Origin of the sequence: Stenotrophomonas riyadhensis (genome assembly GCF_040256885.1) — a bacterium.
In the GTDB taxonomy this organism is placed as follows: domain Bacteria; phylum Pseudomonadota; class Gammaproteobacteria; order Xanthomonadales; family Xanthomonadaceae; genus Stenotrophomonas; species Stenotrophomonas riyadhensis.
Map to the genome: position 1 here is coordinate 1,053,624 of NZ_CP155568.1, position 22,677 is coordinate 1,076,300.

General features: G+C 68.1%; 26 protein-coding genes. 10 read left to right on the forward strand and 16 right to left on the reverse strand.

Features of this window, described 5'->3' with window-relative positions; translation table 11 throughout:
- Positions 1-104 precede the first annotated feature (104 nt).
- The 3 genes from lptC to SriyCCGPB3_RS04960 form a co-directional block, all read right to left on the reverse strand.
- Entirely contained in the window at positions 105-680 is a 576-nt protein-coding gene (gene lptC / locus SriyCCGPB3_RS04950; RefSeq protein WP_164162975.1) for an LPS export ABC transporter periplasmic protein LptC, read from the reverse strand.
- Positions 677-1,225 (reverse strand): KdsC family phosphatase, encoded by a 549-nt coding sequence (locus SriyCCGPB3_RS04955; RefSeq protein ID WP_350259925.1) that lies wholly within the window; start codon positions 1,223-1,225, stop codon positions 677-679. Before SriyCCGPB3_RS04955 ends, lptC begins: the two co-directional genes overlap by 4 nt.
- Before the next feature lie 66 nt (positions 1,226-1,291).
- Positions 1,292-2,293, reverse strand: coding sequence for a KpsF/GutQ family sugar-phosphate isomerase (locus SriyCCGPB3_RS04960; RefSeq protein ID WP_110711422.1), 1,002 nt, complete (start codon positions 2,291-2,293; stop codon positions 1,292-1,294).
- 54 nt (positions 2,294-2,347) lie between these two features.
- Between SriyCCGPB3_RS04960 and SriyCCGPB3_RS04965 the strand changes: the two genes are divergently transcribed.
- The 3 genes from SriyCCGPB3_RS04965 to SriyCCGPB3_RS04975 are packed head-to-tail and all read left to right on the forward strand — an operon-like array spanning position 2,348 to position 4,194.
- Positions 2,348-2,578 (forward strand): BolA family protein, encoded by a 231-nt coding sequence (locus tag SriyCCGPB3_RS04965; protein ID WP_005408396.1) that lies wholly within the window; start codon positions 2,348-2,350, stop codon positions 2,576-2,578.
- 21 nt (positions 2,579-2,599) lie between these two features.
- Positions 2,600-3,871 carry a UDP-N-acetylglucosamine 1-carboxyvinyltransferase gene (gene murA / locus SriyCCGPB3_RS04970; RefSeq protein ID WP_350259926.1) on the forward strand — a complete coding sequence of 424 codons (1,272 nt, stop codon included), beginning with the start codon at positions 2,600-2,602 and terminating at the stop codon, positions 3,869-3,871.
- On the forward strand, positions 3,868-4,194 hold the full coding sequence (locus tag SriyCCGPB3_RS04975) for a hypothetical protein (protein WP_049459898.1): 327 nt from the start codon (positions 3,868-3,870) through the stop codon (positions 4,192-4,194). The genes murA and SriyCCGPB3_RS04975 overlap by 4 nt, the downstream gene beginning before the upstream one ends.
- A gap of 130 nt (positions 4,195-4,324) precedes the next feature.
- Here SriyCCGPB3_RS04975 and SriyCCGPB3_RS04980 read toward each other — a convergent pair whose 3' ends face one another.
- From SriyCCGPB3_RS04980 to purM, 7 genes are all read right to left on the reverse strand, one after another.
- The gene (locus SriyCCGPB3_RS04980) at positions 4,325-5,008 is read right to left on the reverse strand and encodes a DUF3108 domain-containing protein (RefSeq protein ID WP_110711426.1); all 684 of its coding nucleotides are present in this window, start codon (positions 5,006-5,008) and stop codon (positions 4,325-4,327) included.
- A 2-nt stretch (positions 5,009-5,010) separates the two neighbouring features.
- Positions 5,011-5,832: a DUF3108 domain-containing protein gene (locus SriyCCGPB3_RS04985; protein ID WP_110711428.1), complete on the reverse strand. Its 822-nt coding sequence runs from the start codon at positions 5,830-5,832 to the stop codon at positions 5,011-5,013.
- A gap of 67 nt (positions 5,833-5,899) precedes the next feature.
- Positions 5,900-6,559 carry a phosphoribosylglycinamide formyltransferase gene (gene purN / locus SriyCCGPB3_RS04990; protein WP_164162888.1) on the reverse strand — a complete coding sequence of 220 codons (660 nt, stop codon included), beginning with the start codon at positions 6,557-6,559 and terminating at the stop codon, positions 5,900-5,902.
- Positions 6,556-7,218 carry a DUF2238 domain-containing protein gene (locus SriyCCGPB3_RS04995; RefSeq protein WP_350259927.1) on the reverse strand — a complete coding sequence of 221 codons (663 nt, stop codon included), beginning with the start codon at positions 7,216-7,218 and terminating at the stop codon, positions 6,556-6,558. Before SriyCCGPB3_RS04995 ends, purN begins: the two co-directional genes overlap by 4 nt.
- A 40-nt stretch (positions 7,219-7,258) precedes the next feature.
- Positions 7,259-7,687 (reverse strand): hypothetical protein, encoded by a 429-nt coding sequence (locus SriyCCGPB3_RS05000; RefSeq protein WP_350259928.1) that lies wholly within the window; start codon positions 7,685-7,687, stop codon positions 7,259-7,261.
- Positions 7,684-8,172, reverse strand: a complete 489-nt coding sequence (locus SriyCCGPB3_RS05005) for a hypothetical protein (RefSeq protein ID WP_110711436.1) — start codon at positions 8,170-8,172, stop codon at positions 7,684-7,686. Before SriyCCGPB3_RS05005 ends, SriyCCGPB3_RS05000 begins: the two co-directional genes overlap by 4 nt.
- Before the next feature lie 22 nt (positions 8,173-8,194).
- Positions 8,195-9,253 (reverse strand): phosphoribosylformylglycinamidine cyclo-ligase, encoded by a 1,059-nt coding sequence (gene purM, locus SriyCCGPB3_RS05010; RefSeq protein WP_350259929.1) that lies wholly within the window; start codon positions 9,251-9,253, stop codon positions 8,195-8,197.
- A gap of 99 nt (positions 9,254-9,352) precedes the next feature.
- On the opposite strand from purM, the gene SriyCCGPB3_RS05015 reads away from it, so the two are divergent.
- From SriyCCGPB3_RS05015 to hda, 3 genes are read left to right on the forward strand one after another with little or no spacing between them, the layout of a single operon-like run.
- The gene (locus SriyCCGPB3_RS05015; RefSeq protein ID WP_110711440.1) at positions 9,353-10,492 is read left to right on the forward strand and encodes a DUF2066 domain-containing protein; all 1,140 of its coding nucleotides are present in this window, start codon (positions 9,353-9,355) and stop codon (positions 10,490-10,492) included.
- A complete protein-coding gene (locus tag SriyCCGPB3_RS05020) occupies positions 10,489-11,658 on the forward strand; it encodes an AI-2E family transporter (protein WP_110711442.1) in 1,170 nt (389 codons plus the stop codon). The genes SriyCCGPB3_RS05015 and SriyCCGPB3_RS05020 overlap by 4 nt, the downstream gene beginning before the upstream one ends.
- A complete protein-coding gene (hda, locus tag SriyCCGPB3_RS05025) occupies positions 11,658-12,365 on the forward strand; it encodes a DnaA regulatory inactivator Hda (RefSeq protein ID WP_071228071.1) in 708 nt (235 codons plus the stop codon). Before SriyCCGPB3_RS05020 ends, hda begins: the two co-directional genes overlap by 1 nt.
- Positions 12,366-12,849: 484 nt before the next feature.
- Here the strand turns inward: hda and murU are convergent, their stop codons facing one another.
- The 4 genes from murU to SriyCCGPB3_RS05045 form a co-directional block, all read right to left on the reverse strand.
- On the reverse strand, positions 12,850-13,560 hold the full coding sequence (murU, locus tag SriyCCGPB3_RS05030) for an N-acetylmuramate alpha-1-phosphate uridylyltransferase MurU (RefSeq protein ID WP_350259930.1): 711 nt from the start codon (positions 13,558-13,560) through the stop codon (positions 12,850-12,852).
- A complete protein-coding gene (locus tag SriyCCGPB3_RS05035) occupies positions 13,557-14,582 on the reverse strand; it encodes an aminoglycoside phosphotransferase family protein (RefSeq protein ID WP_350259931.1) in 1,026 nt (341 codons plus the stop codon). The genes murU and SriyCCGPB3_RS05035 overlap by 4 nt, the downstream gene beginning before the upstream one ends.
- 64 nt (positions 14,583-14,646) lie before the next feature.
- Positions 14,647-14,916 (reverse strand): GlsB/YeaQ/YmgE family stress response membrane protein, encoded by a 270-nt coding sequence (locus SriyCCGPB3_RS05040; RefSeq protein WP_005415577.1) that lies wholly within the window; start codon positions 14,914-14,916, stop codon positions 14,647-14,649.
- Positions 14,917-14,985: 69 nt separating this feature from the next.
- Complete coding sequence (locus SriyCCGPB3_RS05045) at positions 14,986-16,479, reverse strand: M20 family metallopeptidase (protein WP_088024920.1); 1,494 nt, start codon at positions 16,477-16,479, stop codon at positions 14,986-14,988.
- A gap of 199 nt (positions 16,480-16,678) precedes the next feature.
- Here SriyCCGPB3_RS05045 and SriyCCGPB3_RS05050 point away from each other — a divergent pair, with 199 nt between their 5' ends.
- The 4 genes from SriyCCGPB3_RS05050 to SriyCCGPB3_RS05065 all read left to right on the forward strand — a co-directional run bounded on the left by SriyCCGPB3_RS05050 (position 16,679) and on the right by SriyCCGPB3_RS05065 (position 19,830).
- Positions 16,679-17,005, forward strand: a complete 327-nt coding sequence (locus tag SriyCCGPB3_RS05050; RefSeq protein ID WP_014036262.1) for a ComEA family DNA-binding protein — start codon at positions 16,679-16,681, stop codon at positions 17,003-17,005.
- Positions 17,006-17,356: 351 nt separating this feature from the next.
- Entirely contained in the window at positions 17,357-18,442 is a 1,086-nt protein-coding gene (locus SriyCCGPB3_RS05055; protein WP_110711452.1) for a L,D-transpeptidase, read from the forward strand.
- Positions 18,443-18,458: 16 nt separating this feature from the next.
- Entirely contained in the window at positions 18,459-19,184 is a 726-nt protein-coding gene (locus SriyCCGPB3_RS05060) for a murein L,D-transpeptidase catalytic domain family protein (protein ID WP_350259932.1), read from the forward strand.
- 34 nt (positions 19,185-19,218) lie between these two features.
- On the forward strand, positions 19,219-19,830 hold the full coding sequence (locus SriyCCGPB3_RS05065; RefSeq protein WP_164162718.1) for a HutD/Ves family protein: 612 nt from the start codon (positions 19,219-19,221) through the stop codon (positions 19,828-19,830).
- Positions 19,831-20,071: 241 nt separating this feature from the next.
- Here SriyCCGPB3_RS05065 and SriyCCGPB3_RS05070 read toward each other — a convergent pair whose 3' ends face one another.
- Positions 20,072-21,676: a sulfite reductase subunit alpha gene (locus tag SriyCCGPB3_RS05070; protein ID WP_350259933.1), complete on the reverse strand. Its 1,605-nt coding sequence runs from the start codon at positions 21,674-21,676 to the stop codon at positions 20,072-20,074.
- Positions 21,673-22,644: an FAD:protein FMN transferase gene (locus SriyCCGPB3_RS05075; RefSeq protein ID WP_350259934.1), complete on the reverse strand. Its 972-nt coding sequence runs from the start codon at positions 22,642-22,644 to the stop codon at positions 21,673-21,675. Before SriyCCGPB3_RS05075 ends, SriyCCGPB3_RS05070 begins: the two co-directional genes overlap by 4 nt.
- Positions 22,645-22,677: the final 33 nt, after the last annotated feature.

The window sequence follows — 22,677 nt, forward strand, 5'->3', positions numbered from 1 at the left end:
CGGGGTCCGTTCTACCGGTAGGGGCCGCCCGGGCGGGCCGGGGGCGGGAGGGTGGGGCTGCCGGCCTTGCGCCTGTCCGGAGACGTCGCAGGCTGGCGGCGGAATCAGCGTTTGGGCGTGTAGCGGCCCTTGGACTGGCTGAGGAAATGATACGTGTTGTTCTTCGAATCCACTTCGAAGCCGACGCCGGACTGTTCCATGCCCGGGCGGGTCATGGTCACCAGGGCGTCGGTGCGGGCGCGATTCTCCCTCGGGAACACGTCCAGGTGGTCGGTGCGGAAGGTGGTCGGCACCGTGCCAGGGCCGGCCGGGCTGTCGCCCGCCACATTGCCGCGCAGCTTCATCTCGTCGCCCTTGGCGCTGAGCCAGCCGGTCTCGGCACGCAGGGTCCAGTGCTTGCCATCCTTGTCCGGCATCTCGAACAGCGGGGTGGCGATGTTGATGGTCTGGTCGCCGCGCTGGCGTTCCAGCAGCGGCGCGCGCAGGGTGGTCGATTCCTTGCCGTGCTCATCCAGGGCGACAATCTGGAAGTCGTGCAGGATGTAGTCCACGCCGACCTCCTGGCCGCCGTTGGCTGGCCCCTTGTCGCGGTTGCGCAGTGCGGCCCAGCTGCTGAGCAGGGCCGCCAGCAGCAGGCCGATGCCGAGCAGGGTGCGCCAGTTCACGGTGGGCAGGTTCATGCGCCGAACCTCGCCAGCACCGCATCCACATGACCCTGCGCGGCCAGCAGGATGTCGCACAGCTCACGTGCGGCGCCCTGTCCGCCCTCGGTACGGGTCTGCCAATGCACGCGCTCTGCAATCCATGGGTGGGCATTGGCCGGAGCGACGGCCAGGCCGACCGCGCCCAGCGGTGCCAGGTCGGGCAGGTCATCGCCGATGAACGCCACCTGTTCCAGGCCGATGCCGTGCTGTGCGCACAGGGCCTGCACGCTGGCCAGCTTGTCGCCCACGGCAATCTGGGTGTCGATGCCGAGGTCGGCGCCGCGCTTGAGCGCCGACTGGCTGTTGCGCGCGGTGATCAGTACGGGGTGGATACCGTGCTGCTGCAGCAGTTTCAGGCCCAGACCGTCCTGCACGAAGTACGCCTTGCTCTCGTTGCCGTCCTTGTCGTAGTACAGCCGACCGTCGGTGAGGGTGCCGTCCACGTCGAAGCAGGCCAGGCGGATACGGGCCGCGGCGGCATGCAGGTGGGCGGGGAAGGCGGGCAGGGGGGACCAGGGCATCAGGGCGGCAGGCTCGTTGGGGGCGGGTGCGGCGTTACAGACTGAATGGGGTCTATGGACTGTCGGTTAAACCACCCGGGCCCGCAACAGGTCATGAATGTTCAGGGCACCGACTGCGCGGCCCTGGCCATCGACCACGATCAGGCCGGTGATCTTGTGGGTCTCCATCAGCCGGGCCGCCTCGACGGCCAGCTGGTCGGCGCCGATGGTGCGCGGGTTGCGCGTCATCACATCGGCGATCTTGGCGGTGCGCACGTCCAGCGCACTGTCCAGCGCGCGGCGCAGGTCGCCGTCGGTGAACAGGCCGATCAGCACGCCGTCGGCATCGACCACGGCGGTCATGCCCAGCCGTTTGCGGCTCATCTCCATCAGCGCTTCACTGAGGCTGGCGTCCGCGCCCACGCTGGGCAGGTCGTCGCCGGTGTGCATCACGTCGGTGATGTGCAGCAGCAGGCGGCGGCCGAGGCTGCCGGCCGGGTGTGAACGGGCGAAATCGTCGGCGGTGAAGCCGCGTGCGTCGAGCAGGGCCACGGCCAGCGCATCACCCATCGCCAGCGAGGCGGTGGTGCTGGAGGTCGGCGCCAGCGCCAGCGGGCAGGCCTCGGCCGGCACGCTCACATCCAGATGGATGTCGGCGGCGGTGGCCAGGCTGGACTGTGGGCGGCCAGTCATGGAAATCAGCACGTTGCCCTGGCGCTTGAGCACCGGCAGCAGCATCAGAACCTCGTCCGATTCGCCCGAATAGGACAGGGCCAGCACCACATCGTCCTCGGTGATCATGCCCAGGTCGCCGTGGCCGGCTTCGCCCGGGTGCACATAGAAGGCGGGTGTGCCGGTCGAGGCCAGGGTGGCGGCGATCTTGCGGGCGATGTGGCCGGACTTGCCCATGCCGGTCGCAACCACGCGCCCACGGCTGGCCAGGATCGCCTGGCAGGCCTGCTGGAAGGCCTCGCCGAGGCGGTCGGCCACGGCATCCAGCGCCTGCCGTTCGATCTCGAACACGCGGCGGCCACTGGCGACCAGGCCGGCAGGGTCGACGGAACGGGGGGGCAACAGGGATTCGGCCATGCGGACGCCACGCAGCGGAAGTAGAATGGAGGCACATTTTATTAGGAAAGCCCGTTGGACGCCGACACCATCCGCAATCTGATCGAAACCGGCCTGCCCGGCGCCCGCGCCGACGTGCAGGGCGACGATGGCGTGCATTTCGAAGCGACCGTGGTCTGCGAGGCCTTCGCCGGCAAGATGCCGCTGGCCCGCCACCGCATGGTGTATGCCACGCTGGGCGACCTGATGGGCGGCGCGATCCACGCGCTGGCGCTGAAAACCGTGACCCCGGCCGAAGCCGGCTGAACCGCAGAAGATCCCGAATACATGGCCAAGATCGTTGTGACCGGCGGCGCTGCGCTGCACGGTGAAGTGAGCATCTCCGGCGCCAAGAACGCCGTCCTCCCCATTCTCTGCGCGACCCTGCTGGCCGATGCGCCGGTGGAGATCACCAACGTGCCGCACCTGCACGACGTGGTCACCACGGTGAAGCTGCTGGGCGAGCTGGGCGCCAAGGTCACCATCGACCAGGGCACGCTGTCGCGTGGCAGTGCGATCGTGGTCGACCCGCGTTCGGTCAACCAGCACGTGGCACCGTACGAGCTGGTCAAGACCATGCGCGCCTCGATCCTGGTGCTGGGCCCGCTGCTGGCCCGCTTCGGTGCGGCGGAAGTATCGCTGCCGGGCGGCTGCGCGATCGGTTCGCGTCCGGTCGACCAGCACATCAAGGGCCTGCAGGCGCTGGGCGCCGAGATCGTGGTCGAGAACGGCTTCATCAAGGCCACCGCCAAGCGTCTGAAGGGCGGCCACTTCACCTTCGACATGGTCAGCGTCACCGGCACCGAGAACGTGCTGATGGGCGCGGTGCTGGCCGAAGGCACCACCATCCTCGACAACTGCGCGATGGAACCGGAAGTGACCGATCTGGCGCACTGCCTGATCGCGCTGGGCGCGAAGATCGAAGGCCTCGGCACCGCGCGCCTGGTGATCGAAGGCGTCGAGCGCCTGTCCGGTGGCCGCCACGAAGTGCTGCCCGACCGCATCGAGACCGGCACCTTCCTGGTGGCCGCAGCAATGACCGGCGGCAAGGTCACGGTCAACCGCGCACGCCCGAACACCATGGACGCGGTGCTGTCCAAGCTGGTCGAGGGCGGCGCGAAGATCGAGACCACCGACGACACCATCACCCTGGACATGCAGGGCAAGCGGCCGAAGGCGGTCAACCTCACCACCGCGCCGTACCCGGCGTTCCCGACCGACATGCAGGCGCAGTTCATGGCGCTCAACTGCGTGGCCGACGGCGTGGGCGTGATCAATGAAACGATCTTCGAGAACCGGTTCATGCACGTCAACGAACTGCTGCGTCTGGGCGCGGACATCCAGGTCGAAGGGCATACCGCCATCGTGCGTGGCAACGAACACCTGAGTGGTGCGCCGGTGATGGCCACCGACCTGCGTGCATCGGCCTCGCTGATCCTGGCCGGCCTGATGGCCAGCGGCGAGACCACCATCGACCGCATCTACCACCTTGATCGTGGCTACGAGAACATCGAAGAGAAGCTGTCTTCGCTCGGTGCCACCATCCGGCGCGTGCCATGATCCTGCGCGGCAAGTTCAGCCCGCGCCGCAAGGCGCTGCTGGCCCTGGTGCTGATCGTGCTGGCGTGGCTGGGCTATGCCTGGTACGCCAACATCGCCATCACCCAGGGCATCGAGCAGAAGGACATGGACTGGAACGGCGACGGCACGGTCTCGCGTGATGAGATCATCGAGTCGTTCTATGCGGTTGCGGTGAATGACAGCCAGGACGGCAACCGCCATTGCCGCACCTTCGTCTGGCGCAGCACCGGCGAGCAGATCCGCGTGGACTGCCGCACCGAGTTCAAGGCGGCCGAAGAGAAACCGGCCGAAGCGAAGAAATAAGAAAACGCCCGCGGAAGCGGGCGTTTTCTTTCGCGGGGTCGGATCCCTTTCCGACGGAAAGGGCTCTGACCCAGCCATGTCGCAACCGGGGTCAGAGCCCTTCCCGGGGGAAGGGATCCGACCCCAACAATCAGTTCATCGCCTTGATGGTCAGGTCCAGCGCATCGCGGCCGCTCTCACGTTGCAGCATGCGCGCCGGCACCGGGAATTCCGGCACGATCCACGCGATCAGTTCCTTGTTGCCATCGGCACGCGAGACCTTGGTGGCCTCGTAGCTCTTGCCACCCACGGTGATCGATTCCTTGCCGACCACGCGGTAGGTCATGTTCTTGATGCGGCCCTCGTCGACCATGCGATAGGTCAGCGGCTTGCCCGCGGCCAGGTCACGGGCGATCGCCAGGTTGATCAGCAGCGCATCCATGTCACCGGCTTTCAGCGCAATCGGTCCAGCGCGATCCGGCTTGATGTCGCCGGTCCAGGTGGCCTGGTTGCTGGTCCAGTTGTAGTTGGCCTGCACGTTGCGCTTCTTCACCAGCAGCGCCGAACGGTCCTGGCTGCTGAGCGGGCGCAGCTGGCCACGCACTTCCTCGAACACTGTGCTCTGGCTGAGGTCGGCCAGCTGGTTCTTCACCTGCAGGCTGTAGCGCCACTTGTTGCTGCCTTCGCTGGCCAGGGTCATGGTGCCGTTGGCCTGCATGCCCATGTAGCTGGCCAGGTAATCGGCCTTGAACGGTTCCAGCGCCATGGCCGGCAGGCTGGCCACGGTCAATGCCGCAGCCGCGATCCAGGTGAGGGGGCGGGTCAGGGTGCTCATGCTCAGACTCCTTGGTATTCGATCAGGCGCAGGTCGACGCGGTCTTCGCCGTCTTCGCGTTGCAGGATGCGCACCGGGGTGGGGACACCGTTGGCGATCCAGAGGATGGTTTCGTTGTTGCCGCCGTTGGTCCGGTAGACCCGCAGGGCGTTGTAGGACAGGTCGCCGACCTCTACGTTCTCGGTCTGCGGCGCGGCCTGGTAGTCGTGCTGGCGGACCTTGCCCATGTCCACGTAGCGGTAGTGCATGGTGGCACCCGGGCGGGCGTCGCGCATGATCGCCAGGTTGATCAGCAGCGCGCTCTGGTCACCCGGCTGCAGCGGGATCGGCTGCGCACGTTCCTTCTTGACGTCGCCGGTCCACTGCGCGGTACCGGCCTGCCAGTTGTAGGTACCGACCGCCTTCTTGCCCAGGAACAGGCCCTTGCGCACCGTGCTCTGGCTGAGCGGTGCATAGGTGCCGCCGCGTTCTTCGAACACGGTGCTCTGCTCGATGTTCAGGCCCAGCACGCTGGCGAAGCCGCGGCGGCCGACCACCTGCATGTCCACCCGCCACTGATTACCGCCGGTGTGGGTGACCTGCATGCTGGCATCGCCGGCCTCCTTGCTCTTGTAGAAGGCCTGGTAGGTGGCGGTGAACGGCTGCAGCGGCGGCGGCTCCCAGGCCAGTGCCGGAGGCATCGGCACGGCCGGTTCGGCGGGCGGCTGCACAACGGGTACCGGCTGCGCAGGGGCCGCAGGCGGTTGCGCCTGTCCCCAGCCCACGCCGGGAAGCACGGCAAGCGACAACAGCAGTGAAGTGGACAGCAGGGTCGTGGTCTTCATGGAGGACAGGGACCGCAGGAGGGGGCAGGATGCCAGCCCCGCAGTCATCGGGGCGTGTGCATGGGGACTACCGGTTCAGGTTCCCGGCGGAATCTAGGGCCAACGGGCTAAACAGGGGGTGACCGTCCAGTTGCGGCTGGCCCTCCCGTTCAGCCAGGCGGCCGGCGCACAACAGCTGCAGGGTGGCGATCAGCAGGGGATGCTCCACCGCCAGCACGCGTGCAGCCAGGCTGTCCGCGTCATCGCCGGGCAGCACCGGCACCCGCACCTGCGCCAGGACGGCGCCGGCGTCCAGCTCGGGCACGACGAGGTGCACGCTGGCACCGTGCTCGGCATCGCCGGCGTCCAGTGCGCGCGCGTGCGTGCCCAGGCCCTTGTGCAGTGGCAGCAGTGACGGGTGGATGTTGACCAGGCGGCCATCGAAGCGCTGCACGAAGGCGGCGCCGAGGATGCGCATGTAGCCGGCGCAGATGATCCAGTCTGGCTGCACGGCGGCCAGTGCATCGCCCAGTGCCTGCTCGTAGGCGGCGCGGTCGTCGAACTCCTTGGGTGCATGCGCCCAGCGCAGGCCGGCATCGACACGCAGCAGAGCGTCCGCGGCGGGGCGGTCGGAAAACACGCCGACCACCTCGGCCGGCAGTCGGCCGTCGGCAATGGCATCGAGGATGGCCTGCAGGTTGCTGCCACGACCGGAGGCAAGCACGGCGATGCGGGTGGGTGTAGTCATTGCAGGGCGCTCCGGCGGATCAGCGGCCAGGTCAGCAGGCTGCCCACGGTGGCCATCAGCATGTCGGCATGCGCGTCCCACATGTCGCCCTGCTGGCCGTTGTAGGCCTCGGCGGCATCCGGTGACAGGGCCAGTGCGATGGCCCACTCGAACCATTCATAGACCAGGCTGGCGCACATCACCGTCATCACCACCAGGGTGAAAGCCTGGCCCAGGCGCAGCGCCGGCCACGCGTGGCGGGCCAGCTGCAGCAGCGCAGGGGTGAAGCAGACGCCGAACAGGAAGTGGATGAGGCGATCGAAATGGTTGCGCTGCCAGCCGAATGCCGTATTCGGCGACCAGCCGGTCAGCGTCTGCGCCCAGGCGTCGTAGGGTACGTTGGAATACAGCCAGCGCGCGGCCACGCAGTGCAGGGCGATGAAACCGCAGATCGCGATGAAGGCACCGTTGCCCAGCCAGCCGCCGCGACGGTCGACCCACAGCAGCGCGGCCAGCCCGATCACGGTCAGGGTGCTGTGCAGGGCCTGTTCGGTAGGCCACAGCGGGTGGGCCCAGCTGATTGCGAACACCGCCAGCACGGCGGCAAAGGCCAGCTTCTTCGGGCCGGAGAAGCGGGTGGTGGTGGGCGACGCAGTCGTGGAGAGGGCAGGCGAGGACATGTCGGGTCGATCAGGAAAGGGCGGTCGTCTGCCGGCCGGCTCAGACGCTGAGGTGGTCGCCGCGGTCGAACAGGGCGGCCATGTCCGGCTTGCCGAGGAAGACCCAGGCATAGGCGGCCAGCGCCATGCCCAGTGGGCCGGCCAGCACGCCCAGCCACGCCGCGCGCCGGCACCAGGCCAGTCCCGTGCAGCGTGACAGCAGGCGGGCGGTATGCAGCTGCACGAAGCCCAGCACCGCAGCCAGCGCGGCGATGGACGCATAGATCGTGGTCAGCATCCAGGCATCGTCCAGCCCACGCGAGTGGGCCACCCACGCGCTGAGGCCAAGGAACGCCACTGTGGCGAACCAATGGAAGCCGGCCAGTGCGAAGAACAACACCTTCAGCGTCTGCAGGTGGCTGGCCAGCTGCAGCTGCGCCAGGGTCTGCTGCGGCAGCGGCAGCGGTGGCGGATTGCCGGAGGCGGTCATGCGGGCGTGGCGGGAAGGTCGAAGGCGGCCTTCACCTGCGGGCGCAGCAGGGTGATCAGGCTGAACACCCCCAGCACCGTGCCGATGGGGGTGAACAGGCAGGCCAGGCCGGCCGCGATCAAGCACAGCAGGTAGCGGCGTCTCTGGGCCAGGCAGCGGCCGGCATAGGCGACGAACGCGCCCAGGGTGACGCCACCGAATACGGCGACGCAACCGATGAGGGTGAACATCCAGCCGAACAGGCGCTGCTCGGCCGGCGACGAGGGCTGGCCGCCGGAATTCATCGGCAGGTTGCCGGTGAGCGCGGTGATGCCCAGTACGATGTGGATGATGAAGATCAGCGAGAACAGCACGATCAGGCCGCCGACCACGTAGTGCGCGATGGCCAGCATGCGCAGGTGGTCGGCGTCCTGCGCGCTGAACACCGGTACCGTCGCCAGCGGCGGCGGCACGGGGGCGGGCGACAAGGGGGGCGTTGCGTCCATGCGGGCTCCTGGGTTGCCGGGATCAGCCGATGTGGACGCGCTCGGCGCCTTCGGCGGTGACCACCTGGCCGATGGTCCAGTGCTCCAGGCCCTGCGCCTTGACCGCATCGGATACCGCGGCCACCTGGTCCGGCGCGACGATCAGCACGAAGCCGATACCGCAGTTGAAGGTGCGCCACATCTCGCTGTCGGCCACGGCGCCTTCCTTCTGCAGCCACTGGAACACCGGCGGCAGGGTCCAGGACGAGGCCTGGATGTCCAGGCCGAGGCCGTCGGGCACCACGCGGATGATGTTCTCGGTCAGGCCGCCACCGGTGATGTGGGCCATGCCGTGGATGGCCTCGCCGTGCGACTTCAGCAGCGACAGGATCGGCTTGACGTACAGGCGGGTCGGCGCCATCAGCGCATCGACCAGCTTCACGCCGCCTTCCAGCTCCAGCTCGGCCGGGCGGCCGGCGCGGTCGTAGATGCGGCGCACCAGCGAGTAGCCGTTGGAATGCGGGCCGGACGAGGCGATGCCGATCAGCACGTCGCCGGCAGCCACGCTGGCGCCGTCCTTCAGCTCGCTCTTCTCGACCGCGGCGACGGTGAAGCCGGCCAGGTCGTACTCGCCCGGGGCATACATGTCGGGCATTTCAGCGGTTTCGCCGCCGATCAGCGCGCAGCCGGCCTCGGTGCAGCCGTTGGCGATGCCGCCCACGACCGCCGCGGCGGTGTCGATGTCCAGCTTGCCGGTGGCGAAGTAGTCCAGGAAGAACAGCGGCTCGGCGCCCTGCACCAGCACGTCGTTCACGCACATGGCGACCAGGTCGATGCCGATCGTATCGTGGCGGTTCAGCTGGTGGGCCAGCTTCAGCTTGGTGCCCACGCCGTCGGTACCCGACACCAGCACCGGCTCGCGGTACTTGTTGGACAGGTCGAACAGGGCGCCGAAGCCACCCAGGCCGCCCATCACTTCCGGGCGGAAGCTGCGCTTGACCAGGGGCTTGATCCGCTCGACCAGCGCGTTGCCGGCGTCGATGTCGACACCCGCGTCACGGTAGGTGAGGGGGAAAGGGGCGGAAGACGGGGTGTTGGTCACGGGCGTCGGCGCTGGCAGGGGTTGAACGGGCGATTTTAACAGGCCGCATTGGCGCAAAGGCCGTATTCGGGCAACAATTCCCCCGGATACGTCGAGCCAATGGATGTCCTGATGCGCCGCAGCCTGATTCTGACCCTGCTCCTTGCGCTGAGCCTGCCGGTGGCCACGATGGCCCAGAGCGGCCTTCGCACCGAGGGTGATGTCGCCACCGCCAGTGGTGCGTACGAGGCCGAAGTGCCCGTCAACAGCCAAGCCGAAGCCGACCGCAACGGTGCGCTGGCCCGCGCCTTGAGCGTTGTACTGGGCAAATTGTCCGGCGATCGCAGCGTGATGTCGCGCCCTGGTGTGGCGCAGGCGCTGCGCAATGCCAAGGATTACGTGGCCAGCTACGACTACAAGCAGGACCAGAGCGTGAGCGCCAGTGGCGCCCCCAGCTTCCGCACCCTGCTGGTGGCGCGCTTCCGCGAGGACGACGTCGATTCGCTGGTGTCGGCGCTGGGCCTGCCGCTGTGGCCGCAGCCGCGACCGAAGCCGGTGCTGTGGCTGGCCGTCGATGACGGCAGCGGCCCGCGCCTGGTCAGCGTGCAGCAGGCCAACGCCGCCCGACCGCTGCTGAACCGCGCCATTGAACGCGGCTACAAGCTGGGCCTGCCCAGCGGTGGTGCCGCCGAACAGGCGCTGGCCGGTGCCATCTGGCGCCAGGACAGTGCCGCCGTGGCCCGTGCCTCTTCGCGCTACTCGCCGCCGATGCAGCTGATCGGCAAGCTGTACCGCGCCAACGGCGGCTGGCAGGCGGACTGGGTGTTCGTCGACAACGGCCGTGAGCTGAACAAGTGGACCAGCAAGGACGCCAACGCCATGCGCGCGATGGCCGCCGGTGCCGATGGCGCCGCCGATGCGCTGGTCAAGCGCTATGCCAAGGCCGGCGCCGCCGTCGGCCAGGCCGGGAGCTACCGGGTGGTGGTCACCGGCATCAACAGTGCCGACGACTACCTGCGCCTGGCCGCCGGCCTGCGCGAGGTGCCGGTGGTGCGCAACGTCACCCCGCTGCATGCCTCGGCCGGCCAGCTGGAGCTGAGCCTGGAGATGACCACCGGCCTGGCCGGCTTCAACCGCATGCTGGGCGACAACGGCGTGCTGGTGCCGAGCGCGCCGCTGCCGGCCCTGCCGACGCCGATCGACGACACCACCGGTGCCCCGGTGGCCCCCCCGGTCAGCAACGAGTACCGCCTGCGATGACTCTGACCCCGGAAGCGGAAATCGCGCAGTTCCTGCGCCGCCTGAAGTACATCCTGTTCGCCGGCCTGATCGGCTGGGTGGTGTGGCTGCTGGCACCGATCCTGACCCCGTTCGTGCTGGCGCTGGCGCTGGCCTGGCTGGGTGACCCGCTGGTGGACCGCATCGAGGCCACCGGCCGCTCGCGCATGACCGGCGTGGTGCTGGTGTTCGCGGCGATGGTGCTGGTGATCGTGGCGCTGCTGCTGGTGCTGGTGCCGATGATCGAGCGCCAGATCACCACCCTGATTGCGGTCGCGCCGCAGGCACAGGCGTGGCTGATGGAAAAGGGCATTCCCTGGTTCGAGCAGAAGACCGGCCTGGAAGTGATGCAGTGGCTGGACCCGGACCGCCTGATCGAATGGGTGCGCAGCCACTGGCAGCAGGCCGGCGGCTTCGCCACCACGTTCATGGGCTACGTCTCGCGTTCGGGCTTTGCGATGGTGACCTGGGTGGTCAACATCCTGCTGCTGCCGATCCTGGCGTTCTACTTCCTGCGCGACTGGGACAAACTGGTCGAGCGGGTGGCGTCGGTGATTCCGCGCAACCAGGTCGGCACCATCAGCGCGCTGGCGCGTGAGTCCAACGAGGTGCTGGGCGCGTTCATCCGCGGCCAGTTCCTGGTGATGCTGGCGCTGGGTGTGATCTATGCCGGCGGCCTGTCGCTGGTCGGCCTCAAGCTGGGGCTGCTGATCGGCCTGATTGCCGGCCTGATCAGCTTCATTCCCTACCTGGGCGCGACCACCGGCATCCTGATGGCGGTGGTGGCCGCACTGGTGCAGGCGCAGGGCTTCGACCTGAAGCTGCTGATCCTGGTCGGCGTGGTGTTCACCGTGGGCCAGCTGCTGGAGAGCTATGTGCTGACCCCGCGCATTGTCGGCGACAAGATCGGCTTGCACCCGGTGGCAGTGATCTTCGCGGTGATGGCCGGTGGCCAGCTGTTCGGCTTCCTCGGCATGCTGCTGGCGCTGCCGGTGGCGGCGGTGACCAACGTGTTGCTGCGCTATGCCCACCAGCGTTACCGGCAGAGCGAGCTGTACGTGGGCGAGAAGCCGGCGATCGTGCTTGATGGCGTGGTCGACGCCCCCCATATCATCATTCCGGACGACAAGGGCCCCGACCTGAAGTGATGGGTGTGCCGCAACTGCCGCTGGCCCTGCATTACCCGCGGGACCAGCGCCTGGAGACTTTCATCGGTGCGCCGGATGGCGCGCTGGCGCAGCTGCGCGCGATCGCGGTCGGCGCCAGCCACGATTGGGTCTACCTGGAAGGTGCGGCGGGCACGGGCAAGACCCACCAGGCGCTGGCGATGTGCTCCAGCGCCGAGCAGGCCGGGCGACTGCCGACCTACGTACCGCTGGCCAGCGCCGCTGGCCGCGTTCGTGCGGCGCTCGATGGGCTGGAAGCGCGCGAACTGGTGGCGCTGGACGGCCTGGATGAGGTTGCCGGCAACCGCGAGGACGAGATCGCGTTGTTCGATTTCCATAACCGTGCGCGCGCTGCGGGCGTGACCGTGCTGTACACGGCGCAGAAGGCGCCGGGCGAACTGGGCCTGGTGCTGCCGGACCTGCGCTCGCGGTTGGGCCAGTGCGTGCGCGTGTTGCTGCAGCCGCTGGATGAGGAAGGGCGGGCCGCAGTGCTGCGCGAACGCGCGCTGCGGCGTGGGCTGGCGATCGACGAGGCCTCCATCGAGTGGCTGCTGTCGCATACCGGGCGTGAGCTGGGTGGCTTGATCACGCTGCTTGACTGGCTGGACCGCGAGTCGCTGGCGGCGAAGCGGCGGATCACCGTGCCGTTCCTGCGCCAGGTGCTGGAAGAAGGCCGGCCGCGTTACTGAGGGTGGGGTTTGCTTTGCAGGGCTGCCGCCCTGCACCCGCAGAAGCCGAAGCAACGTCAACGTCAAAAGCTGGCTATCCGTGGGATGGCGGGGTGGCTCAGGTTGCGGGGGACGGCGCAAGTACGTCCATGTAGCCTCGGTCGCGCCATCCATGGCGCTCACGCCCCCGCAACCTGAGCCACCCCGCCTTCGACAGGTTCCCGCGATCTGCCGGGACTGCGTACTGCATTGCTGTTGATGGGTGTCGACCTTGGTCGACACCAGAGCGAGCGTAGCGACGCGACCCGCTTTTGCTTTTCTTTTTTCTTTTCCGTGGCTGGACGCCCACGGAAACTGTCAGAGGCCGGTCGGGTGGGCCATGCAGGGGCGTTGGCGCCATGGATGGCGCCATCGAGCTTACATGGACGTACTTGCAGCGTCCCCTGCATGGCCCACCCGACCGGCCAAACACGCGATCCGCTCTACGCGACCAACCACGAGGGGCTCAGCCGTTCGCCGCCAACTCAGCATCCAGCGCGCGCAGGCGATCCACGGTCCCGACATCGGTCCAGCGCCCGCGATGGTGCTGCCCCGTCATCAATCCCTGCGCCATGAAGTGCTTCTGCAGCGGCACCACCGAGAACTTCGGCAGCAGCCGCTCGCTGCCCGGCGCATCGCCGATCACCGCGCGCCAGTCGGCCACGATCGAAGGACGGTACACGCCGATGCCGGCATAGGTCAGGCAAGGCCCTGCACGGTCGTGGTGCAGCAGGCCCTGTGCATCCAGGCGGTAGTCACCGTCCGGGTGCTGAACCGGATTGTCGACCAGCACCAGATGCGCCTGGCCCTGCGGCTCGCGCGGCAGCGTGGCGAAATCGAAATCGGTCCAGATGTCGCCGTTCACGACCAGGAACGGGGCGTCGCCCAGCGCCGGCAACGCGTTGAGGATGCCGCCGCCGGTTTCCAGCGGGGTCGCTCCTTCGTACAGGAAATGCAGGCGCAGGCCCCATTGGCTGCCATCGCCCAGTGTCGCCGGAAACTGCTCGGCCAGCCATGCGGTGTTGACCACCACCTCGCGTATGCCCAGCGCCGCGAGGCGTTCCAGGTGCCAGACGATCAACGGCTTGCCAGCCACGTCCAGCAGCGGCTTGGGCGTGTGCAGGGTCAGCGGGCGCATGCGCTCACCCAGCCCAGCGGCAAAGACCAGTGCCTTCATCGGGCCACGCGCATCGGTGCGGACAGTTCGGCCAGCGCCGGCTTGATGCGGTCTTCCAGCAGTTGCTGCAGCGGTGCCAGCTCGCGGTAGCGCGGCAGCACTTCATCCAGATAGGTGATGAAGCGCGGTGCATCGTCCAGGTAGTGACCCTTGTTGTCGCGGTAGCGCAGGCGGCAGAACAGGCCAAGGATCTTCACGTGGCGCTGGATGCCCATCCAGTCGGCATCGCGCAGGAAGGTGGCGCGGTCGGGCACCGGCAGGCCGGCGTCGCGGGCACGCTCGTGGTACTGCGCCAGCCACTCGTCCACGCGCTGCAGCGGCCAGCTCAGAAACGCGTCCTTGAACAGGCTCATCGCATCGTAGGCGATCGGGCCACGCACCAGGTCCTGGAAATCCAGCACCGCGGGGCCGTCGTCGACCGGCATCAGGTTGCGCGGCATGTAATCGCGGTGGGTCATCAGCTGGGCCTGGCCCAGCGCGTTGTCCATCAACCGGCGGTGCACCAGCTGCAGCCCTTCAATCTCGCCACAGTCCAGCTCCAGCTTCAGGTGGCGCTGCAGGAACCATTCGTCGAACAGGCCGGCATCGCGCTGCAGCAGCGCTTCACCGAACTGGCCGAAGTCGGCCGGCACCGGAATCGCCTGCAGGCGCAGCAGCTGTTCGATCGAACGGCCGAACCATTCATCGGCATTGCGCTCGTCGAGGATCCTGGCCAGGGTCGGGCCGCCGAGATCTTCCAACAGCAGGAAGCCGGCATCCAGGTCCTGCGCCAGCAGCGCGGGCACGCGCAGGCCGTTGTCGTGCAGCAGGCCGCGCATGCGCAGCCACGGCCGCGGATCTTCCAGTCCCGGCGGGGCGTCCATCACGATGTGGCTGCCGCGCGTGCTGGTGGTGCGCCAGTAGCTGCGCATGCCGGCATCGACCGAGGCGCGTTCGACCACCGCGTTGGCATCATCGAGCTGGGTACGGGCCCACTGCAGGCGCTGCGCGCTGCGCTGGGGATCAGAGGCGGGTTCGGTCATGCAGGCATATCCGGGCGCGCCGGGCGCGCCAACGTCGGCAACAGGAAGGGAAGGGGGAGCGGCGTCAGCGGCGGCCGCTGAACAGGCGCAGGACGGCAAGAACGGCTACCGCGCCCACCACCGCACCGAGGAAACCGGCCGGTTCGCCGGGGGCGTACCAGCCCATGTACTGGCCGAACCAGCCGGCCAGCAGGGCACCGAGAATGCCCAGCACGATGGTCAGCAGGCAGCCCATGCGGTTGTTGCCGGGCATGAAGAAGCGCCCGAGCAGGCCGACGAAGAAGCCAACCAGCAGGATGTACAGCCAGCTGCTGCTGCCGAACAGACCATTCATGCGCGCGGATTCCGCTTGAGTGTGGACGCAGCCTAGCAAGGCCAGGCTGCGTCCGTCACGGGTGCCGGATCAGCAGCAGCCGTGGTCGCCGTGGCGGGTGCCGCTGTCGGCAGCCACCGGCGAACCGCTGGTCTCGCCGCGCAGGCTGGCGGCGTAGTGCTCGCTGATCACCTTGGACACGCAGGCGGTGACCTTCTTGCCCATCGGGATGTGCAGGAACTCGTTCGGGCCGTGCGCGTTGGAGTGCGGGCCGAGCACGCCGGTGATCATGAACTGGGCGCCCGGGAACTTCTCACCCAGCATGCCCATGAACGGGATCGAGCCGCCTTCGCCCATGTACATCGCCGGCTTGCCGAAGAAGGCCTGGCTGGCATCGTCGATGGCCTGGGTCAGCCACGGCGCCATCGCCGGGGCGTTCCAGCCGGTGGAGGCCTTTTCCAGGTCCAGGGTGACGTGGGCGCCGTTCGGCGGATCGCGCAGCAGCGCTTCCTTCAGCAGCTCGCCACAGGTCTTGCCATCGGCGGTCGGCGGCAGGCGCAGCGACAGCTTCACCGAGGTCTGCGGGCGCAGCACGTTGCCGGCCGATTCCAGCGCCGGCATGCCACCCACGCCGGTGACCGACAGTGCCGGACGCCAGGTGCGGTTGAGCACCAGTTCGGTCAGGTCTTCGTTCATCGGGCGCAGGCCGTCGACCATCGGGAACTTCTCGAAGATCTCGGTATCCACCACTTCCGCGGCGCGCTTGGCCTGTTCCTGGCGCTCGGCCGGAATCTCAACGTTCATGCCGTCGATCAGGATGCGGCCGGTGTCCTGGTCCTCGATGCGCGACAGCAGCTGGCGCAGCAGGCGGAAGCTGGACGGCACCACGCCGGAGGCATCGCCGGAGTGCACGCCTTCATTGAGCACCTTCACAGTGAAGTTGCCGCCGGTCAGGCCGCGCAGCGAGGTGGTGCACCACAGCTGGTCGTAGTTGGCGCAGCCCGAATCCAGGCAGACCACCAGCGACGGCTTGCCGATGCGGTCGGCCAGATGGTCGACGTAGGCCGGCAGGTCATAGCTGCCCGACTCTTCACAGGCTTCGATCAGCACCACGCAGCGGGCGTGCGGCAGGCCCTGGGCCTGCAGCGCCAGTACCGCAGCCAGCGAGCCGAAGATCGCGTAGCCGTCGTCGGCGCCGCCGCGGCCATACAGCTTGTCGCCGCGCAGGACCGGGGTCCACGGGCCGAGGTCGTCGTCCCAGCCGGTCATTTCCGGCTGCTTGTCGAGGTGGCCGTAGAGCAGGATGGTGTCGTCGCCGGTTTCGGCGCCGGTGGCCGGAATTTCCAGGAAGATCAGCGGGGTACGGCCTTCCAGGCGCACCACTTCAACCTTCAGGCCGGGCAGCTGCTGGGCCTTGGCCCAGTTCTCCATCAGGGTGACCGCCTGTTCCATGTAGCCGTTCTGCACCCAATTGGCGTCGAACATCGGCGACTTGTTGGGAATGCGGATGTAGTCGACCAACTGCGGGACGATTTCGCTGTCCCACTTGTCATTGACGAATTGGCCGAGCTTGGCGCTGTCCATCTGAAACTCCAGTTGCATGGGCTGATCCGCCCATTCTACGCCTGTGCTGCGGGTAGGGTTTTTCCTACATCACGTCGGGTATTTGGCTGGCTTACGGAAATCCGGGAAACCGATAGGCTGTGCACATGTGGTGACGGACACTGTTCCTGCCGACGGGATTGCCGGTCGGGACGGCCAGAATCACAGGGAGATACACGTCGTGCCTTGGTTTGTCGTGTTGAGGGCACTGGTGCTGGTCGTGGGGATCGCTGGGGCGCATGCCGCCGAACCGATCGACATCAACCGCGCCGATGCCCAGGCGCTGCAGCAGGGATTGACGATGGTCGGAGCCGCCAAGGCCGAGGCAATCGTCGAGCACCGGCGCAGACACGGCCCGTTTCACCGCGTCGAGGACCTGACGCAGGTGAAGGGGATAGGGAAAGCAATCGTCGAACGGAATCGACAGCGGATCACCGTAGGCAACAGGCTGTTGCCAGCGGATCCGGTACCCGGATCGGTACCGGTGCGGACCGTACCCAGGCGCTGACAGCAGGAATCGTCGGAACCGGCAGGAGGCTGGTTCACCGGACACGGGCAGGAAGTCCGTGACCACCGACCGCCGCAGGATGCGGCACCAATCACCAGGATGGTGGCATCACAGACCTGTGGAAGGGGCTGAGATACAAACAGGACAGACGCGGCCGCGTGCAGGATGCATCGCTACCCCCACTGCGCAGGATGCGAGGGGGCGGCAGCAGGCCGACAAGGACGTAACGATTGCCCGGTACGACACATGGCTGTGTCGCCGGGCAGTTTCATTTCCGGCGCCTGGTTTTGCCGTGGCCACCACGGGCCGATGGTGTACGGTGGCCGCTCCGCATGGAAAGGACACCGCTGGATGTTTCCGCACCGCCCCACCACCCTGATGCTCGCCCTTGCACTGGCCCTGCCGCTGCTGGCCCAGGCTGCCGCGCCGACGCCGGCTGCCAAGCCCGCAGCTGCCACTGCCGGCAGCGCCGACGTGCGCGGGCCGACCGATCTCAAGCCGGGCGAATACCTGTGGCATCCGGAAATCTCGCCGACCGGCCCGATCGTGCTGGTGGTCAGCCTCGATGAGCAGCGCGCCTACGTCTACCGCAACGGCATTGCCATCGGCCTGACCACGATCAGCTCGGGCAAGGCCGGGCATGAGACGCCGACCGGTGTGTTCACCATCCTGCAGAAGGACAAGGACCACAAGTCCAACCTCTACAACAGCGCGCCGATGCCGTACATGCAGCGGTTGACCTGGGATGGCATCGCCCTGCATGGCGGCAGCCTGCCCGGTCATCCGGCCTCGCATGGCTGCGTGCGGCTGCCGCAGGCCTTCGCGCAGAAGCTGTTCAGTGAAACCCAGCGCGGCGATACCGTGGTCGTGGCCGATGCCAAGAGCTCGCCGATGACGCTGGCCTATCCGTCGGTGCTGGCACCGGTCAACGCGCGCGGCCAGGCCCTGCCGGAGACCGAGGGCGGGGCGCCGGCGCAGGCCTGGTGGGATGACAGCGCGGCCCCGGCCGGGCAGGTCGGCATCCTGGTCAGCCTGCACGACCAGCGCCTGTACGTGCTGCGCGATGGCGTGATGATCGGCGAGTCGCCGCTGAAGGCCGACGCCCTGCCGGCGTTCCAGGGCACCACCCTGTTCGTGATGGGGCAGGGCTACAGCGATACGCCCAGCCCGTTGGACGCGAACCAGCGCCTGCACCAGTGGACAGCCTATCCGCTGCTGGGCCAGGACCGTGCCCAGGCAACCCCGGACCTGCTGGCCACGCCCTCGCTGCCGATGGCGCTGCCGGCCGATTTCGCCCGCCAGCTGTACCAGGTGCTGGTACCGGGCACGACCCTGCTGGTGACCTCGCTGCCGGCGGTCCGCCCAAGCCCGGCTGAATCCGGAATGCAGCCGGTCTTGGAATCCGAGCCGCCAGGGTCCACCCTCAAGGGCAACTGAGTCTCTTGTTGTGCCCATGACTGCATCCCGCCTGTGCCGGCTGGCCGCGTTCGGCCTGCTGGCGACCTCGGCCAGCGCCCCGGCGCTGGCACAGACGCCCGCCCTCGCCACCAGTGCCGATGATCTGGCTGCCCTGCTGTCGCGCAGTGCGCCCAAGGCCGACCGCCACGTGTTGCAGCTGGCGGCGCACGCCATGCGCTGCGCGCTGCAGCGGCCGGAGCTGGGCATCAATGGTGATCGCCTCAGCGTGATCGATTATTCGCGGCCGTCCACCGAGCCGCGTCTGTGGGTGTTCGACCTGGCCCACCAGCGCCTGCTGTTCGAGGAATGGGTGGCGCATGGCCGCAACAGCGGTGAGAACCGCACCGAACACTTCTCCAACCGCGATGGCAGCTTCATGTCCAGCCTCGGCGCGTTCACCGCGCAGGAGACCTACATGGGCGGCAATGGGTATTCGCTGCGCCTGGCCGGGCTGGAGCCGGGCTTCAACGACCGCGCGCGCGAACGCGCCATCGTCATCCATGGCGCCCCCTACGTGAACCCGGCGACCGCGCAGCTGCAGGGACGGCTCGGCCGCAGCCTGGGCTGCCCTGCGGTACGCCTGTCGGTGGCCAAGCAGCTGATCGACGCATTGCGCGGCGGCACGATGGTGTTCGCCTACTACCCCGACCAGGACTGGCTGAAGCACTCGCAGCTGCTGGGCGGCGAGTGCGGTGGCCAGGGCACGCTCGCCACGCGGTGATGCATGACAGCGCGCGGCATGATGCAATGCGCCGATGAACATCGACTCCCTGCTGCACACTCCGAGCCAGGTAATCTCCAGCCTGGACTATCGCCGCGAACGTTGGCGCAACGGCCTGGGTTGGACCCGCGAGATTCTGCGCCTGCCCGCGCAGGGGGATGACTGGGCGCTGCGCCTGTCGGTGGCCGAAATCGAACAGGATGCCGCGTTCTCTGCCTTCCCCGGCGTGGAGCGCGAACTGGTGTTGCTGCAGGGCAATGGTGTGCGTCTTCGTTTCGAGGATGGCCGTGTGGCCGAGGTTCTGCCGCCGCACGGGCGCGTGCGCTTTGCCGGCGAGGACGCGCTGCACGGCGAACTGGTCGATGGCACCACCCACGACTTCAACCTGATGTGGAAGCGCGAGTTGCTGCAGGCCGAACTGCTGCACCGGCCGCTGGTGGGCACGATGTTCTTCTTCTGCGAACCGGGCGTGGCCTGGGCGCTGCATCTGCTGGCCGGCCAGGCGGAGTTTGGTGCCGACAGTGGTTTGCCGGCGCTGCAGGCGGGAGACACTGCGTGGTTGGCGGCCGGTGAACGGCAACGCCATGCGTTGCAGGGTGGGGGCGAGTTGCTGGCGATCCGGGTGAGTGCGGCGACGATGGCATGACCGTGTAGAGCCGAGCCCATGCTCGGCTGCGGTGAGGTCAGCCGAGCATGGGCTCGGCTCTACAGTAGATCCACGCCATGCGTGGATGCGGCCGCCGATACCGCGTCATGGTGCGAACCAAGGTTCGCACCCACCAGAAATCGGTTCGCACCCACCAGAAGGCGATTCGCATCCGCCAGAAGGCGATTCGCATCCGCCGAAGTGGAGCAGTACATCCACGCCATGTGTGGATGCGGTGGCCTCAATACACATCGCGCCGGTAACGACCGGCCAGCAACAGCGCTTCTTTGCCCGCGGTACCCAGCACCTGCTCGATCACTGCATCCACGGCCGGTGCCATGCCCTGCAGGCTGCCGCAGACCAGGATTGTCGCGCCTTCATCCACCCACTGGTGCAGCGCTGCCGCTTCGGCCAGCAGCCGGTCCTGCACATAGCGATGCGCGTCGCCGTCGCGGCTGAACACTGCATCCAGCCGCGCCAGCGAGCCGTCTACCAGCATCGCCTGCAATTCTTCGCCGAAATGGAAGTCGTGCGCGGCGGTGCGCTCGCCGAACAGCAGCCAGGTACGGCGCGCGCCCTGCTGGGCACGTTCGTGCAGGTGCGCGCGCAGGCCGGCGATGCCGGTGCCGTTGCCGATCAGCAGCAGCGGCACATCGGCGGGCACGCCCTGGAAATTGTCGTTGCGGCGCAGACGCAGCTGTACCGGTTCGCCGATGGCAGCGTGGTCGCACAGCCAGCCGCTGCCGATGCCGGGTGTACCGTCAGCGCGCAGTTGGCGGCGCAGCAGCAGCTCAACCGCACCGTCGGCCATCACCGAGGCGATGGAATACTCGCGATGGGGCAGTGGCTGCAGGGTCGCCAGCAACGCAGGCAGGTCGCCGGGTGGAACCAGTGAGGGCAGGTGCGAGCGCTCGATACGGGCCAGCAACGCCTGCCCGTCATCCAGCACCGTGTCGGCATTGAAGCCCTGTGCATCGAGCCAGGCGCGCGCGCTGTGGCGTGGGTGCTGCGGGCCGATCTCGGCGATGTCACCGGCCTGCCACTGCACATCGACGCCAGGCGGTGGCTGCAGGCGCAACCAATACACCGGACCACCGGGGCTGCCCGGATTCAGATGCTCGCGTTGCAGCAGCGTCCACGGCTGATACTCGGCCGGGCTCCAGTCGGGCAGTTCACTGGCGCCGCCGCCAAGTTGTCCCAGCAGCTGCTGCCAATGGCGCAGTGCCGCCGGATCGGCGTTGTCGACTTCGATCGCGTCGAACAGCGGATGCGCGCCATGCTGGCGCAGCCAAGTGTCCAGCTGGTGGCCGAATCCGCAGAAGTGGCCATAGCTGCGGTCGCCCAGCGCGAGCACGCCGTAGTGCAGGTGCTGCAGCGGGGGCGGGGTGGCCATCACCCCGCGCAGGAACGGCAGGGCGTGGTCGGGCGGGTCACCCTCACCGGTGGTGCTGGCGATGAACAACGCGCGCTGGCTGGAAGCCAGCAGTGCTGCATCCACCTCATGCAGTCCGCGCACACGCACTGGCACGCCGGCACCGCGCAGGGCCTCGGCGCTGCGCTCGGCGAGTTCACGGGCGAAGCCGGTCTGGCTGGACCAGACCAGCAGGATCGGGGGCCTGTCACCGGTTGTGGCATCGTCGCGCGGGCGCCCTCGCCACCACAGTGCAGCGCAGGCCAGCGCGTACAGCGCCGTGGCGATTCCCGCGATCTGCGCGTGCCGCACCGGTGGCGCGCCCTGCCACCAGGCTTCGCCGAGATGCAGGCGCAGCAGCGCCCAACCGATCAGCGCCAGCAGGAGCAGGACCAGAGTGTTGCCGAGCCACGCGCGCGATGGACGTGCGCTCATGCGTCCTGCCCGTCGAGCAGGCGCTGGAAGGCGCTGCTGAGAAATTCCTGCGGGCCTTCTGCGGTGCGTTGCAGGTAGCGTGCAGCCAGTCCTTCGCGTTCGGCCAGCGCCATGCCCTGTTCGCGACCCAGCACGGTCAGTGCGGTGGCCCAGGCATCGGCGCGCATGGCGTCGTCGGCCACCACAGTTACTGCCGCGGCAACCTGCCGCACCGGCCTGCCCGTACGCGGGTCGAGACTGTGGCTGTAGGCCTCGCCACCGGCCTGGTACTGGTGCCAGCGATCGCCGGAAGTCGCCACCGCCTTGCCGTCCAGCGCCAGCACCCGTGGCGGGGTATCGGTGTGCACGTCTTCTTCCGGTGCGGATTCCACCAGCACGCGCCACGGCTGGCCGTCCGGTTTGCGACCGTAGCCGGCCAGCTCGCCACCGACTTCGATCAGCGCGGCAGTGATGCCCTGTGTGCGCAGCCACGCAGCGACATGGTCGACGCCAAAGCCCTTGGCGATCGCAGAGAGATCCAGTTCCAGTCCGCCCGGTTGCAGCAGCGCATCGTCCTGCCACTGCAGGCGCTGCCAACCGCAGCGATCGCGCGTGGCCTGCAGGGTAGCGTCGTCGGGCTGCCGGCGTTCAGCGGCATGTGCACCGAAGCCCCACAGTGCAACCAGCGGACCGATGGTGGGATCAAAGGCGCCGTCACTGGCGGAAGCGATGGCCTGTGCGCAGGCCACAACGTGGCGCGTTTCGGCGGGCAGCACGCACCATTGGCCTGTGTTGGTGCGGTTGTAGCGGCTTAGATCCGAGCCGGGCTCCCAGGTGCTCATCTGCGCGACCACTTCATCCAGCCGCGCCTGGATGCCGGCATGCAGCGGGTGCAGGTCGCGCTGGCGCGGCGCGACCAGCGACACGCTCCAGGAGGTGCCCATGGTGGTGCCGCCGAGGCGGGCGATGTCGAGCAGGGAATCGGTCATGGTGATGCGTTGCGGCGGCGATGCCGGGGCCTG

What these genes read in the sequence shown, in the direction of transcription:
- lptC (WP_164162975.1), bottom strand. Translation starts at nt 680, where the DNA reads ATGAACCTGCCCACCGTGAACTGGCGCACCCTGCTCGGCATCGGCCTG.
- SriyCCGPB3_RS04955 (WP_350259925.1), bottom strand. Translation starts at nt 1,225, where the DNA reads ATGCCCTGGTCCCCCCTGCCCGCCTTCCCCGCCCACCTGCATGCCGCC.
- SriyCCGPB3_RS04960 (WP_110711422.1), bottom strand. Translation starts at nt 2,293, where the DNA reads ATGGCCGAATCCCTGTTGCCCCCCCGTTCCGTCGACCCTGCCGGCCTG.
- murA (WP_350259926.1), top strand. Translation starts at nt 2,600, where the DNA reads ATGGCCAAGATCGTTGTGACCGGCGGCGCTGCGCTGCACGGTGAAGTG.
- SriyCCGPB3_RS04975 (WP_049459898.1), top strand. Translation starts at nt 3,868, where the DNA reads ATGATCCTGCGCGGCAAGTTCAGCCCGCGCCGCAAGGCGCTGCTGGCC.
- SriyCCGPB3_RS04980 (WP_110711426.1), bottom strand. Translation starts at nt 5,008, where the DNA reads ATGAGCACCCTGACCCGCCCCCTCACCTGGATCGCGGCTGCGGCATTG.
- SriyCCGPB3_RS04985 (WP_110711428.1), bottom strand. Translation starts at nt 5,832, where the DNA reads ATGAAGACCACGACCCTGCTGTCCACTTCACTGCTGTTGTCGCTTGCC.
- purN (WP_164162888.1), bottom strand. Translation starts at nt 6,559, where the DNA reads ATGACTACACCCACCCGCATCGCCGTGCTTGCCTCCGGTCGTGGCAGC.
- SriyCCGPB3_RS04995 (WP_350259927.1), bottom strand. Translation starts at nt 7,218, where the DNA reads ATGTCCTCGCCTGCCCTCTCCACGACTGCGTCGCCCACCACCACCCGC.
- SriyCCGPB3_RS05000 (WP_350259928.1), bottom strand. Translation starts at nt 7,687, where the DNA reads ATGACCGCCTCCGGCAATCCGCCACCGCTGCCGCTGCCGCAGCAGACC.
- SriyCCGPB3_RS05005 (WP_110711436.1), bottom strand. Translation starts at nt 8,172, where the DNA reads ATGGACGCAACGCCCCCCTTGTCGCCCGCCCCCGTGCCGCCGCCGCTG.
- SriyCCGPB3_RS05015 (WP_110711440.1), top strand. Translation starts at nt 9,353, where the DNA reads ATGGATGTCCTGATGCGCCGCAGCCTGATTCTGACCCTGCTCCTTGCG.
- SriyCCGPB3_RS05020 (WP_110711442.1), top strand. Translation starts at nt 10,489, where the DNA reads ATGACTCTGACCCCGGAAGCGGAAATCGCGCAGTTCCTGCGCCGCCTG.
- hda (WP_071228071.1), top strand. Translation starts at nt 11,658, where the DNA reads ATGGGTGTGCCGCAACTGCCGCTGGCCCTGCATTACCCGCGGGACCAG.
- murU (WP_350259930.1), bottom strand. Translation starts at nt 13,560, where the DNA reads ATGAAGGCACTGGTCTTTGCCGCTGGGCTGGGTGAGCGCATGCGCCCG.
- SriyCCGPB3_RS05035 (WP_350259931.1), bottom strand. Translation starts at nt 14,582, where the DNA reads ATGACCGAACCCGCCTCTGATCCCCAGCGCAGCGCGCAGCGCCTGCAG.
- SriyCCGPB3_RS05040 (WP_005415577.1), bottom strand. Translation starts at nt 14,916, where the DNA reads ATGAATGGTCTGTTCGGCAGCAGCAGCTGGCTGTACATCCTGCTGGTT.
- SriyCCGPB3_RS05045 (WP_088024920.1), bottom strand. Translation starts at nt 16,479, where the DNA reads ATGGACAGCGCCAAGCTCGGCCAATTCGTCAATGACAAGTGGGACAGC.
- SriyCCGPB3_RS05055 (WP_110711452.1), top strand. Translation starts at nt 17,357, where the DNA reads ATGTTTCCGCACCGCCCCACCACCCTGATGCTCGCCCTTGCACTGGCC.
- SriyCCGPB3_RS05060 (WP_350259932.1), top strand. Translation starts at nt 18,459, where the DNA reads ATGACTGCATCCCGCCTGTGCCGGCTGGCCGCGTTCGGCCTGCTGGCG.
- SriyCCGPB3_RS05065 (WP_164162718.1), top strand. Translation starts at nt 19,219, where the DNA reads ATGAACATCGACTCCCTGCTGCACACTCCGAGCCAGGTAATCTCCAGC.
- SriyCCGPB3_RS05070 (WP_350259933.1), bottom strand. Translation starts at nt 21,676, where the DNA reads ATGAGCGCACGTCCATCGCGCGCGTGGCTCGGCAACACTCTGGTCCTG.
- SriyCCGPB3_RS05075 (WP_350259934.1), bottom strand. Translation starts at nt 22,644, where the DNA reads ATGACCGATTCCCTGCTCGACATCGCCCGCCTCGGCGGCACCACCATG.